This window comes from Sinorhizobium sp. P24N7 (assembly GCF_042436655.1).
GTDB lineage: Bacteria > Pseudomonadota > Alphaproteobacteria > Rhizobiales > Rhizobiaceae > Sinorhizobium > Sinorhizobium meliloti_A.
In genome coordinates, this window is the sequence record NZ_JBHMIW010000004.1 from 208,034 (window position 1) to 221,069 (window position 13,036).

Sequence of the window (13,036 nt, forward strand, 5' to 3'; positions counted from 1 at the left end):
AGAGAAAGCTGCGGGTGCGTTTCACCTGCGCAGGGCGCGCAACAGACGCTGTGTCGGCTCCCCGTCCGGCGCCAGGCCGTTCTGGGTCTGGAACGCCTGGATTGCTGCTTTCGAGCCCGAGCCGAAGTTGCCGTCGACTTCGCCGTCGTAATAGCCGAGTTCCTTCAACCGGTTCTGCAGCTCGAATTTTTCGCTGATGTCGAGCGAACCGTCCGGACGCGGCCAGCGTTGCTGCATGCCGGCATATCCTGCGATCTGATCCGCAAGAAGCCCGACCCCGAGCGCGTAGGAATCGGAGGCGTTATAGCGCTTGATGACGAAGAAGTTCTTCGTCATCAAGAATCCGGGGCCGCTGCCGCCGCCGGGCAGCTTCAGTTCGGCTCGCATCTTCGGATTGCTGAAGCCCTTGCCGCCCGGGCGGGCGAAGCCGAGAGCCGCCCACTGGCCGAGCGTCTTGGTCTGGCCCGAATATTTCGCCGCATTGGCCGGCGCGACGACCTCGTAACCCCATGTTTCGCCGGGGCGCCAGCCGTTCTTCCGCAAGAGATTGGCAGCCGTTGCAAGCGCATCCGGCACCGAGTTCCAGATGTCCCGATGGCCGTTGCCGTCGGCATCGACCGCATAGAGCAGATAGCTCGTCGGAATGAACTGGGTGTGTCCCATGGCGCCCGCCCAGGAACCCGTCAGCTCCCGCGGGGTGATGTCGCCGCTCTGCAGGATCTTCAGTGCCGCGATGAGCTGGGTCTTCGCAAATTTGGACCGCCTTGAATCGGCATAGGCAAGGGTCGCCAGCGCCCGCGGCACGTAGTGCAGCCGGTCGTCTTTCTGGAGAATCGCGCCGTAGTTCGATTCCATCGACCAGATGGCGAGCAGGATGGATTTGTCGACGCCGTAGTGCCGTTCGAGGGCATTGAGCGTGCGGGCATGCTTCGCCGCCATTTCCTGTCCTATCCGCTTGGTATACGGATTGACACGCGCGTCGACATACTCCCAGATCTTGTGCTTGAATTCGGGCTGATAGGCGGCCTTCTCCAGCACGGCCGGATCAGGCGTCTTCACGCCGGCGAAGGCCTTGCGATAGGTCGCCTGGCTGATGCCGCTCTTGGCAGCCGTTGCATAGAAGTTATTGATCCAGTTTTGAAAACCCTGATCCGCACGCGCGGGCGACGACCCAAAAGCGGCGGCAACAACGAGAGCGGCGGCGATATGTCGGAAGAACGTCCTGCGGTTTTTCATCATCTGCTGTCGGTTCCGTTTCTCGGTGGAGCGTTCAGCCGGCGTTCATGCCGAACCGACTACTCCGAGGTTCGCAATTTGCCCGCACCAGGCCACTGGAAAGGGCAGTATGCGGTTCTTCTAGGGACCGGACGGCGGAAGCCGTATCGGTCGAGGGAGAAGCCTACAGAAACGAAGTCAACAAAGTCTTTACCATGAAAATACCGAGTCGTCTTCCTTCGCAAAAAATTGGCAGTCGGCGACTAAATCCAATTCAATTTTCCTGTTTCAGGCTAGACTGAGATGCACTGCAAGGAGGTGCCAATGACCGACAAGCGCAAAGTCCGCAAAGCCGTTTTCCCCGTTGCAGGTCTCGGGACCCGTTTCCTTCCCGCGACCAAGGCGGTTCCGAAGGAGATGCTGACGGTGGTGGACAAGCCGGTCATCCAATATGTCGTCGATGAGGCGCTCGAAGCCGGCATCGAGCATCTGATTTTCGTGACCGGCCGCAGCAAGGCGGTCATCGAGGACTATTTCGACATCCAGGTCGAATTGGACCAGACGCTGCGCGAGCGCAACAAGAAGGCGGAGATCGAGCTCCTCGAAGCCATGCTGCCGAAGGCCGGTACCACGAGCTTCACCCGTCAGCAGGCACCTCTGGGCCTCGGCCATGCCGTCTGGTGCGCCCGCGATCTCGTCGGCAACGAGCCCTTCGCGCTGCTCCTGCCCGACATGATCATGAAGGGCGAGAAGGGCTGCCTCAAGGGCATGGTCGAGCTCTACGAAGAGTCCGGCGGCAACGTCGTCGCGGTCGAGGAATGTGCGCCCGACCAGGCGCATAAATACGGGATCGTCGGCGTGGGCGAGACGGTCGGCGACGGTTTCCGGATCACCAAGATGGTCGAGAAACCGGCCAAGGGGACGGCACCGTCGAACTTCTTCATCAATGGCCGCTACATCCTGCAGCCGGAGATTTTCCCGATCCTGGAAAAGCAGGAACGCGGCGCCGGCAACGAGATCCAGCTGACCGACGGCATGGTGAAGCTCGCCGAAGCCCAGGCCTTCGCCGCCTATCGCTTCCGCGGCGATACGTATGATTGCGGCGCCAAGGACGGCTTCATCCTGGCGAACGTCGCCTTCGCTCTCGAGCGCGGCGATATCCGCCCCATCGTGGAAGGACCGCTCAAGACGCTCCTGCAGGGTCTGAAGTAAGCTCGCGCGTAGCCGGGGAGGCCGCCCAACGCGGCCCTCCCGATCAGCGCCGGAGCGTCAGGCCGAGGCCAACCCGCGTGGTATCGGTCGAGCTACCCTCGTCCCTTTCCGTGCGCTCGTAGCTCACGTCTCCGGTGAGCGCGAGATAGCGGCTCATGTCCCAGGTGAGTCCGGCGCCGGTTCGCCAGGTCGTCTCGTCGGAGGCGGTCGCATCCGAAGGAAAATCGCGAAGGGTGAGACTGTTCGAAAGCCGGCCGACGAGGGTCGAACGCAACTGATGCGTGACCACGTTCGTCAGCTCGTAATTGATCGATCCCGCCTCGCCCGGAGTGGTCGAGGGATCGACATAGGTCAGCACGCCGAAAAGGACGTCGGTGCCGCGGTGCGGTGACCAGTTGACGCGGCCGTCGAGCGAGAATCCGTTGAGGTCGCCGAGCCGTTCGTCGTCGAAGCGGAAGGTCTCGTAACCGAGCGCCAGTTCACCGTTGAGCTTTTCGCCGAGATCGACCTCCATGCCGGCGCGGCCGGCATAGCTCTCATAGGAGCGCTCGAAGCCGAACGTATCCCGACGCAGATCATAGATCGATTTGCCGACGGAGGCCTCGAGGAAGGGGACGAGCGCCGGCGAAAGCTCGTAGCCGATCCGCCCGGTGAGGGTGCCGAGATTGCGGTCGCGATCCTCCTGCGAGAGCGTCGTCCCATTGTCGAGCTCGACATCGCCATAGGTGCGGCGCTCGAAATCCACGCCGAGCGAGCCGCGAATGAGACCGAGGTCGCGCTCGACCGCGGCGCCCAGGCGATAGCTATGGACGCCGGATTGGCTGTCTGCATTGGCGATGGCATTCGGGTCGTTCGCATCTTCGCGTTCGAAACTGTAGCCTGTCCTCAGCCTTGCAATGGTCTCCGCGCCGAGGTCGAGGCGCAGTTCCGCGTCGATGTCGGCGCGCGGCTCCTCCTGGCCCTCACCGGATATGTTGTCCTCGATCACGCCTTCGCCGGTCACGCTGAGCTGATGGCGGGACCAGTCGGAGGTGAGCGAACCCTTGAGCCCGGTCTCCAGGAAGCTCCGGCTCTGACTGCTGCCGCCGTTCTTCTGCCGTTCGTGGTTGAAGGTCTCGCTGAGCGCCGGCTTCAGAACGAAGGTGCCGATGCGAATGCCGGGCGCCTGACCGTCATCGGGATCGATGCGCCTGCGCAGCCCGTCGATCGTCTCCTCGCGCCGGTTCAGGCGGTTGAAGTCCTCGTCCAGGGCAGGCGAAAGGTCGGTGCCGGCAAGGGCGCCGGTCTCCTGCGGGTCGATTAAGACCGGAAGCGGCTGGTCTGCTGAGGCGGCGACGGAGACGCCCGCCGGGGATGGATCGCCGAGGCTTTGCGCGCTCGCTGGCGCATAGGCGAGGAAAGCGCAGCCCGCCAGCAGCCATGCCGGCGGCTTCACACGCAAGGCGCCCGCCATCATCGAGCGTGAGATATTGGGCACCATGCGCCGTCTGTCCGCAATTTGATTGCAATCGTTTCGCAATCGTAAAGGCGCGTGGTTAACCAATCGTTTCTCTACCGCAGTTTCCGAACGCGGATGTGTTCAGATCTGCTCGACCGTAAGGTGGCGGCCGCTGCTCGCGACGATGCGCACGCGTGTGCCGACCGGAAGGTCGGGGCCCTCGACGGACCATGTCGTATCGTCGAGCCGCACGCGCCCGCGGCCCTCCTTGATCGGCTGCTCGAGCACTGCCGTCCGTCCGACGAGGCTTTCGCCGCGCCTGTTGAGCAGAGGCTCGTCGCTCTCGGCGGAAGAGGAGACGAAGCGCCGCCCGATAAGGACGGAAGCGACCGAGAGCAAAGCGAAGGCGACGAACTGCACCTGCCAACTCCAGAACGGCGCCTCCCAGAAGAAGAGCGAGAGGGCCCCGGTGACGAGCGCGGCAAGCGCGATCCACACGAGGAAGACGCCGGGCAGGATCAGCTCCGCCGCCAGCAGCAGGAGGCCTAGGACCCACCAGCTCCAGGGGCCGAGTTCGAGGATGATGCGCGTGATCATGGGCGATCCTCAGGGCGTTTCCGATGGAACGGAAGGACCGGTTCGGGGCGTGGACTGGCGCTGGCGCGGGGAGGACGCGGTGCCTTCACCGAAGACCTCCTTCGCGATCGCGCCTATGCCGCCGAGCGAGCCGATGAGCGACGAGGCTTCCATCGGCATCAGGACGATCTTCTGGTTGCTCGCCGTTCCGATCGCGGCAAGGGCCTCGGTATATTTCTGCGCGACGAAATAGTTGATCGCCTGCACGTCGCCGGCTGCGATCGCCTCGGAGACCATCCGGGTCGCCTTGGCCTCCGCCTCGGCCAGTCGCTCGCGCGCCTCCGCCTCGCGGTAGGCGGCCTCGCGCTGTCCTTCGGCCTGGAGGATCGCCGATTGCTTCGCGCCTTCGGCACGCAGGATCTGCGCATTTCTGGAGCCCTCCGCTTCGAGCACCTGTGCGCGCTTCTCGCGTTCCGCCTTCATCTGCCGGGCCATGGCGTCGACCAGGTCTTTCGGCGGCGCGATGTCCTTGATCTCGATGCGGGTGATCTTGATGCCCCAGGGATTGGCGGCCTCGTCCACGACGTGGAGCAATCGATCGTTGATCGTGTCGCGGTTCGACAGGAGTTCGTCCAGATCCATTGAGCCCATGACGGAGCGGATGTTGGTCATCGTCAGGTTGAGGAGCGCGTTTTCCAGATTGGCGACCTGGTAGGCCGCCTGTGCGGCGTTCAGGACCTGATAGAAGGCGACCGCATCCGCCGACACGCTCGCATTGTCCTTGGTGATGACCTCCTGCGTCGGAACGTCGAGCACCTGCTCCATCACGCTCAGCTTGGAACCGATGCGATCGATGAAAGGGACGATGAGATTAAGCCCCGGCTCCATCGTCCTCGTGTAACGGCCGAAACGCTCGACCGTATAGCGGTAGCCCTGCGGCACCGTCTTGATCCCGGCAAAGAGCACGAGGATCACGACAACGACGAATGCGACGACTGCGATATCCATACCGCCCATGACAGCCCCTTCCTTCTGCAACTCCAGCGTTTGGAGTCGCGCCCGAGTGATCAGGTGGCGATTCGCGGGGATAATTCAAGCGTGTCGGAAAGGTCCGCGCGTTTCTGCGATGCCTCACGGCCAACTGTCCTCAACACAAATGGGTCAGGTGCCGTTATCGGCATGATCGAGGTGGCGGATCGCGTGGTAGAGGTTTGCCTGCCGGCGGGACAGCGCCGCCCATGCTTCGGCGGTGGCTGGTCGCGGTTCGACCTGTTCGGCGAGGCGCGACATGGCGTCGGCGGCCTCGCTGAAATGCCCGTACCAGCCGGCGCCGACGGCAGCGGACATCCCGGCGCCGAGTGCGGAGGCCTCGTCGGAAAGGCTGCGAATGACAGGCAGTCCGCTGGCATCCGCGATCATCTGCCGCCAAAGCGGGCTGCCGGCGCCGCCGCCGATGACGAAGATCCGATCGGCCAATACGCCCATCGATCTCATTTCGCGCAGGGACCGGACGAATTCCAGCGTAATGGCTTCCATCGAGGCACGGTAGAGATGGCCCATGCCCGTCTCAGGACCCATGCCGGTGAAGGCTGCGCGGGCATCCGCGTCCCAGTGCGGGTCCATGCAGCCCATGAGGTAGGAGCAGACGGTGACGCCACCGGAGCCGACACTCAGGCTGGCCGCGTCCGCTTCGAGCCTCTCGAAAATTGAGGGATCCGATCGTCCTCCGGCGAAGGTGTCCAGCAGCCAGTTGACGAAATAGGCGCCTGCGCGCTGGCAGCTTTCGAGCAGATAGCCTTCGCCGCTCGGCGAAACCAGGGTGCGCCAGTAGCGGCTGAGCTTGCGCGTCGGGGTCCAGCAACCGCCGACGACGGCCGTGCCGAGATTGAGGTAGACGACGCCCGGTTTGATCACATTGACTCCCAGGCCGGCGCAATGGCCGTCGCCGCCGCCGGCATAGACCGGCACCCCCGCGGCGAGGCCCGTCGCCGCCGCGGCATCCGCGGTTACCTGGCCGATCAGCGTACCGGGCCGGTAAAGCGGCGGCAGCTTGGCGAGCGGAATGCCGAGGTGGTCGAGAATCGCGCGGGACCATTGCTTCGTCTCGATATCGAGGAGCCCGAAGGGATCGCCGCTGGTCCAGCTTGCAGCGGCCTCGCCAGTCAGCTTCTGAGTCAGGTAATCATGTACGCTCAGGATCTGCGCCGCGCGGTCCAGCATTTCCGGCTCATACTGCCGATAATAGAAAAGGCGATACACGCAGGGAATGGTGTCGACCGGCTTGCCCGAGGTCGCATGCAGCCGCTCGGCGCCGAATTCGTCCGCGAGCAGCTGAACCACGTCCTGCGCGCGGCGGTCGAGCCAGAGGGTTGCCGGGCTGAGCGGCTTTCGGTCCTGGCCGAGCAGGACCATCGTTTCGCGCTGGTTCGAAATCGCGATACCGTCGACCCGGGCCGGATCGATCTGGCGCATGAGTGATGACAGCGCCTGGCAGGCGGCCGACCACCAGTCCTCGGCATCTTGCTCCGCCTTGAGCGGATGCGGCGTCGAGATGCGGTGCGGCGCGCGGCCCTCGGCACGGGGTGTGCCGTCCGCTGTCCAGGCGATGGCCTTGACGGATTGGGTCGATGAATCCAAGCCGATGACATAGCGTTCGTCCAGCTGCATGCGCACCTCCTCCACGGCTCAACACCATGCGGTCCTCCTTAGACCGCACCACACGCATTGGCCCTTCCTCCCGGCCGAGATCAGCCGCACCGGACGACCGGGGTCGCCCTGATCACTTCGCCAGCAACGCCTCTCCCGTGGCGATGTCGGTTACGAAATGGGTGGCGTAGCCGGCTTCGAGCGTGGCGGTGATCGCGGCGATCTTGACCGCGCCTCCGGCCACGCAAATGCGGCTCGCCACCTGCTTCAGCTCGTCGAGCGAAATGCCGACCATCCTTTCATCGTGGTCTCCGCCGATCGCGGCACCATGCGCATCGATGAAGCGACCGATAATCACGGCCGTGGCACCGCGCGCGACATAGTCGTCTATCTCCTCCCGGCTTGCGATGCCGGAGGCCCGCACCGTGCTCTTCGGGCCGATGTCGCCGACGCCGAAGAGAATGCGGTTGGTCGAATGCACCAGATCCATCTGCTTCCTCAGCACCGGTTCGTTGAGCAACGCCGCCTTCAGCTCGCGCGTCGACAGAACGGCAGGCGCCAAAAGGTTGACGCAGCGGGCGTGGATGCGGTTCGAAAGCAGGGAGGTGCAGAGTTCGGGCGAGAAGTTGGGCTCGCCGGTCGAACTGCCGGAGACCTGCACCACGGTCAGATTTCCGACAGGGCGCGTCAGGGAAATGCGGTCTGCGACGGCGAGTACGGTGCGCCCCCAGGCGACGCCGATCGTATCGCCGTCCTCGATCTGGTCGGCCAATACGCGCGCGCCGGCTTCGCCGAGCCGCTGCGACAGGCTCTCCTCGTCACCGTTCGGGATGACGAAGGCGCCTTGAAGGCCGAACTTCTCCATCAGTGCGCGGGCGACGCTGGTGCGGCCGCCGGCCTTGGGGTTGATGTTCACGGAGACGATGCCGCGCTCGCGTGCCTCCTGCAGGTAATTGACGATGGTGGCTCGCGATACGTTGAGCTGCTTGGCGATCTCGCTCTGCGTCATCTGGTCGGCATAGTAGAGCCAGGCGGCCCACATCACCGCATCATCGAACTCGGTGGGTATCCCCGCCGTGGTTTCCTCGCCGGTCCTGCCGGAAGTCTTTTCCCTTGCCATGGCGCTATCTGGCAGAGCCTGATGGCATTTGTCAATCATCTCTGGCATGTGTATTGACATATGCCAATTCATGTTGTCACATGCTACGAGATTGAGAGCACGGAACGAGGGTATGGAAACCGCAAGCCAGCAGAACACCTCCGCATGTGCGCCCGAAGGAGGCTGGGCGGTCCTCATCGACGACATTCTTGCCGGGAACTGGATCAACCCCGAAACGGGTAGGCCGGCCAGCGTTCCCTACGAGAAGATCGCCATTGCGGAATCGCTGGACGGAGCCGAGGCCGATCTCGTCGCCAGCCTCGGCTTGGGCGAACGCTATGCGGTGGTGTCCGACGCAGCCACCTGGGATGCGATGGGCGGGCGCGTCGCATCCGCGCTGAAGAGCCTCGGTCCGGTCGATGCGGTCATTCTCGACCATCCGCATGCGGATATGGGTGCCGTGAGCGCGTTGACCGAAAGGCTTTCCGGGGCGGATGCCGTAATCGCGGTGGGTTCCGGCACGATCAACGACCTCTGCAAATTCGTCACCGGGCGCACCAATCGCCGATACGCCGTGTTCGCGACGGCCGCCTCGATGAACGGCTATACTTCCACGACTGCCTCCATCACCTTGGAAAACGGCCTGAAGGTCTCGCTTCCCTCGCATGCGCCGGCCGGCTTTTTCGTCGATCTCGCGGTCACTGCCGCAGCGCCTCGCTATCTCTCGGCGGCCGGTTTCGCCGATTGCCTCGTGCGCTCTGTCGCGCAAATCGACTGGTGGATGTCCCACCGGCTGACGGGCAGTCTCTATTCCAGCGTACCCTATATCCTCCAGGGTGCCGACGAGCGGGCGTTGAACGCGCGTGCGGCGGGCATTGCCGAAGGTCGCATCGAGGCCAACGGCTACCTTCATCGCGTCCTGACGCTTTGCGGCTTTGGGGTCTCCTTCACCGGAATGTCGAACCACGGCTCGATGGGCGAGCATCAGATATCTCACTATATCGACTGCTTTGCCGGCGAAAATCATCCGGGCACGCTGCACGGCCAGCAGGTGGGGGTAGCAACGCTGACCATGGCGCGGCTGCAGCGCATCTTCCTCGACAGCGACAAGCCGCCGGTCGTCCGCCCCACGAAGATCGACCCTTCCGAGATGGCCCGGCGTATGGGCGACGACATCGCCGCCCAGTGCTACGCCGAAATCCAGCCGAAGATTTTCGATGCAGCTTCCGCCGGCGAGATCAACGAAAAGCTCTCCGAACTCTGGCCGACGCTGCGCCGGGAGCTGGAGGCTTTCGCACTGCCGGTGGCCGAGATGGAGAGACTTCTACGGGATGCCGGCGGCCCGATGACGGCGGCCGACCTCGGGCTGCCCGCCGATACCTACCGGGAGGCCGTGCTGCACTGCCGAGAGATGCGCAACCGTTACACCTTCCTCGATATCGCCGCCGACGCGGGCATCCTCGAGGATTTCGCCGCCGGGGAGGCGTGAGGCGATGCGCGCGGTTGCCGAGATGCCTATCGATGTCGCCGCCCGGATCAAGGTGCTCTTTGCCGACATCGACGACACACTGACCAACGAAGGCCGGCTGCCGGCCGCCGCCTACGACGCCGTCGAGCGCCTCGCCGATGCGGGCGTTGCCGTTGCCCCGATTACCGGGCGACCGGCCGGCTGGTGCGACATGATCGCCCGCATGTGGCCGGTCGCGGGAGTCGTCGGCGAAAATGGCGCCTTCTATTTCGCCTACGACCAGACGGAGCATCGCATGCACCGCCGCTTCGCTATCGCCGAAGCCCAGCGTGCCGCCGACCGCGAGAAGCTCAGCCAGGTGAGCGCCCGTATCCTCGCGGAAGTGCGCGGCGCAGCGGTCTCTGCCGATCAGCTCTACCGAGAGGCCGATCTCGCCATCGATTTTTGCGAGGACGTGCCGGCGCTCCCGGCATCGGAGGTGGACCGGATCAAGCGCATCTTCGAGGAGGAGGGTGCCGTCGCCAAGATCTCTTCCATCCATGTCAACGGCTGGTATGGCGCCTATGACAAGCTGACCACGACGCGTCGCTTCGCCGCCGACATTCTGGGCGTCGACATCGACAGCGAGCGCGAGACGATCGTTTTCGTCGGCGACAGCCCGAACGATGCGCCTATGTTCGGCTTCTTCCCCAATGCCTGTGGCGTTGCGAATGTGCTCTCCTTCAAAGGTCGCATCGAGGCGGAGCCGGCCTATGTGGCGGCCCGCGAGGGAGGTCACGGCTTCGTCGAGGTTGCGAACCACATCCTCGACGCCCGGTCGGGGAGGGACGCGGCATGAAGGGAGCGGCCTTCGACATTGCCATTATCGGCGGCGGCATCAACGGAGCAGGCGTCGCCCGCGATGCGGCTGGCCGCGGTCTGAGGGTCCTGCTCACCGAACAATCCGATCTCGGTTCGGCCACATCCTCGGCCTCCACCAAACTCATTCATGGTGGCCTGCGCTATCTGGAACACTACGAGTTTCGACTGGTCCGCCATGCTCTGGAAGAGCGCGAGCGGCTCTGGGGAATCGCGCCCCATATCATCTGGCCGCTGCGTTTCGTGTTGCCGCACCGCAAGGGATTGCGTCCCGCCTGGCTGCTGCGGCTCGGCCTGTTCCTCTACGATCATCTGGGCGGGCGCAAGCTCTTGCCGGCAACGCATACCGTGCGGCTGAGGAACCACCCTGCAGGGGAGCCGCTGCGCGACGTCTCGTCAGTTGGGTTCGAATATTCCGACTGCTGGGTGCAGGATAACCGACTCGTCGTACTCAATGCGCGCGATGCGGCGATGAGAGGCGCCGACATCAGGGTGCGTACACGCTGCGTCGCCGCTCGCCGCAAAGGCGGTCTCTGGAGGCTGACTTTCGAAGATGCCGAGACCGGCCTGAAGAGCGAAGCGACGGCTCGCGCCCTCGTCAACGCCGCGGGCCCTTGGGCCGACAGGATCGTGTCCGAGGTCGCGGGCGTCGGTGCGGCGGGCCGCGTACGCCTGGTTCAGGGCAGTCACATCGTCGTCAGGAAGCTCTACGAGCACGACCGCTGCTACATCTTTCAGAATCCGGACGGCCGCATCTTCTTCGCTATTCCCTATGAGGAGGATTTCACCCTCATCGGCACGACCGATCGGGATTACAGGCACGCTCCCGAAGAGGTCACCGCGTCGGCGGAGGAGATAGATTACCTGCTGACCGCAGCATCGTCCTATTTCCGTGCCGATCTTTCCGCAGCCGACGTCGTCTGGAGCTATTCCGGCGTGCGCGCTCTGTTCGATGACGGCGCGGCCGACGCGCAGGAGACGACGCGCGATTACGTGCTGGAGCTCGATCGGCCGGAAGCGCAGGCGCCGTTACTCTCCATCTTCGGCGGCAAGATCACCACCTATCGCTGCCTGGCCGAGGATGTCCTGGAACAGCTCGCGACGGTCTTTCCCGAGTGGAACAGGCAGCGGGGCTGGACGGCGGCGCAGCCGCTTCCGGGTGGCGCCTTTCCGGTCGGAACGGCCGACGATCTCGCAAGAGCCATTCTCTCCGAGCATCCCTATCTCACCTGGCGGGAGGCGCGCCGACTGGTGCGTCATTACGGACTGGAGGCACGCGGCATTCTCGGCAAGGCGCGGGAGCGCGCCCATCTCGGCCGCGACTTCGGCGGCTCCATGACCGAGGCGGAGATCACCTTCCTGATGGAGCGCGAGTTTGCACTGACGGCTGCCGACGCAGTCTGGCGGCGCACGAAGTCGGGACTGCGGATGACGAGCGAGGAGATAGAGGCGCTCGACAGATACATGCAGGAACGGCGCCGCAGCGGCGAGGCGGCGCGCGCGGCAGGCTAGGACCGCTTCCGGGGAAGGCGGGCGCACGAGGGGAGACGACGGTGTTCCGCACCGTCGAATTGTCGGAGGGGACGGACCAGGGCGGGTTACCGCCGCGACTGGCGTCCGTGGGAGGAGAAGGCAATGTCGATTGCACAGGTAAAACGCATCGCGATCTCGGATTCGCCGTGGCCGTGGCTCCTGCCGCTTATCGCGCTGCTCGCCGTCTTCACCATCTATCCGTTCATCTACAATGTCTGGCTGAGCTTCCACGAATTCGTGCCGAAGAGCCGAGGACTCAAGTTCGTCGGCGTCGACAACTGGATTCAACTTTGGAACGACAGTCGCTTCTGGGGTGCACTTGGTGTCACGTTCCTCTATTTCGCCGTGGCCCTGACGATCGAAATCGTCCTCGGCATGGCGATCGCGCTTCTCCTCGACGCCGAACTGCCGGGTTTCGGGATGCTGCGCGCGGTGCTTTCGATGACGCTGGTCATCCCCCCCGCCATTGCCGGCATGATGTTTCTCCTGATGGAGGATTCGCAGTTCGGGGCGCTCTCCTATCTGCTGGGCCTCGTCGGCCTGCTCGACAAGGCGACGCCGATGCTTGCCACGTCCTCGCTCGCGCTGATCGGGGTTCTGATCGCGGAAGTCTGGCAATGGACGCCGTTCATGGTGCTGATCTTCCTGGCCGGGCTTCGCTCGCTGCCGGCGGAGCCTTACGAGGCGGCGATGATCGACGGCGCATCGTCCTGGCAGATGTTCCGCCGGCTGACGCTGCCGATGATGTCGCGCGTCATCGCCGTCGCGGTGCTGCTGCGCGGCATCGACCTATTCCGCGTGTTCGACTACGTCTTCGTCATGACCTCGGGCGGGCCAGGCACCGCCACCTACACGGTCAGCCTCTATGCCTGGCAGCAGACCTTCTCGTTTCTGAAGTGGGGCTACGGCGCCACGCTCAGTCTGACGAGCCTGATCATCGTCATGGTCATTGCCAACACATTCATCCGCGTTGCAAAGGTGAGGTGGTAAC

11 protein-coding genes are annotated in these 13,036 nt (G+C 64.2%); 5 read left to right on the forward strand and 6 right to left on the reverse strand.

Going from position 1 to position 13,036, the window contains the following annotated elements:
- Nucleotides 1-21: 21 nt before the first annotated feature.
- On the reverse strand, nucleotides 22-1,239 hold the full coding sequence (locus ACFHWW_RS08450) for a lytic murein transglycosylase (RefSeq protein ID WP_379937974.1): 1,218 nt from the start codon (nucleotides 1,237-1,239) through the stop codon (nucleotides 22-24).
- A 300-nt stretch (nucleotides 1,240-1,539) separates the two neighbouring features.
- On the opposite strand from ACFHWW_RS08450, the gene galU reads away from it, so the two are divergent.
- A complete protein-coding gene (gene galU, locus ACFHWW_RS08455) occupies nucleotides 1,540-2,427 on the forward strand; it encodes a UTP--glucose-1-phosphate uridylyltransferase GalU (protein ID WP_100672930.1) in 888 nt (295 codons plus the stop codon).
- A 43-nt stretch (nucleotides 2,428-2,470) separates the two neighbouring features.
- Here the strand turns inward: galU and ACFHWW_RS08460 are convergent, their stop codons facing one another.
- The 5 genes from ACFHWW_RS08460 to ACFHWW_RS08480 all read right to left on the reverse strand — a co-directional run bounded on the left by ACFHWW_RS08460 (nucleotide 2,471) and on the right by ACFHWW_RS08480 (nucleotide 8,207).
- Nucleotides 2,471-3,907 carry an outer membrane beta-barrel protein gene (locus ACFHWW_RS08460; RefSeq protein ID WP_379937975.1) on the reverse strand — a complete coding sequence of 479 codons (1,437 nt, stop codon included), beginning with the start codon at nucleotides 3,905-3,907 and terminating at the stop codon, nucleotides 2,471-2,473.
- Between the two features lie 99 nt (nucleotides 3,908-4,006).
- Nucleotides 4,007-4,462, reverse strand: a complete 456-nt coding sequence (locus ACFHWW_RS08465) for an NfeD family protein (protein ID WP_127709051.1) — start codon at nucleotides 4,460-4,462, stop codon at nucleotides 4,007-4,009.
- A gap of 9 nt (nucleotides 4,463-4,471) precedes the next feature.
- Nucleotides 4,472-5,458 carry an SPFH domain-containing protein gene (locus tag ACFHWW_RS08470; protein WP_018096774.1) on the reverse strand — a complete coding sequence of 329 codons (987 nt, stop codon included), beginning with the start codon at nucleotides 5,456-5,458 and terminating at the stop codon, nucleotides 4,472-4,474.
- 144 nt (nucleotides 5,459-5,602) lie between these two features.
- Entirely contained in the window at nucleotides 5,603-7,108 is a 1,506-nt protein-coding gene (locus ACFHWW_RS08475) for an FGGY-family carbohydrate kinase (protein WP_379937976.1), read from the reverse strand.
- Nucleotides 7,109-7,220: 112 nt separating this feature from the next.
- Nucleotides 7,221-8,207, reverse strand: coding sequence for a sugar-binding transcriptional regulator (locus ACFHWW_RS08480; RefSeq protein ID WP_018096776.1), 987 nt, complete (start codon nucleotides 8,205-8,207; stop codon nucleotides 7,221-7,223).
- A gap of 112 nt (nucleotides 8,208-8,319) precedes the next feature.
- Here ACFHWW_RS08480 and ACFHWW_RS08485 point away from each other — a divergent pair, with 112 nt between their 5' ends.
- The 4 genes from ACFHWW_RS08485 to ACFHWW_RS08500 all read left to right on the forward strand — a co-directional run bounded on the left by ACFHWW_RS08485 (nucleotide 8,320) and on the right by ACFHWW_RS08500 (nucleotide 13,035).
- A complete protein-coding gene (locus ACFHWW_RS08485) occupies nucleotides 8,320-9,675 on the forward strand; it encodes a sn-glycerol-1-phosphate dehydrogenase (protein WP_379937977.1) in 1,356 nt (451 codons plus the stop codon).
- Between the two features lie 4 nt (nucleotides 9,676-9,679).
- Nucleotides 9,680-10,492 carry an HAD-IIB family hydrolase gene (locus tag ACFHWW_RS08490; protein ID WP_338277180.1) on the forward strand — a complete coding sequence of 271 codons (813 nt, stop codon included), beginning with the start codon at nucleotides 9,680-9,682 and terminating at the stop codon, nucleotides 10,490-10,492.
- Nucleotides 10,489-12,024: a glycerol-3-phosphate dehydrogenase gene (glpD, locus tag ACFHWW_RS08495; protein ID WP_379937978.1), complete on the forward strand. Its 1,536-nt coding sequence runs from the start codon at nucleotides 10,489-10,491 to the stop codon at nucleotides 12,022-12,024. Before ACFHWW_RS08490 ends, glpD begins: the two co-directional genes overlap by 4 nt.
- A 123-nt stretch (nucleotides 12,025-12,147) precedes the next feature.
- Nucleotides 12,148-13,035, forward strand: a complete 888-nt coding sequence (locus tag ACFHWW_RS08500; protein ID WP_102762211.1) for a carbohydrate ABC transporter permease — start codon at nucleotides 12,148-12,150, stop codon at nucleotides 13,033-13,035.
- Nucleotide 13,036 lies beyond the last annotated feature (1 nt).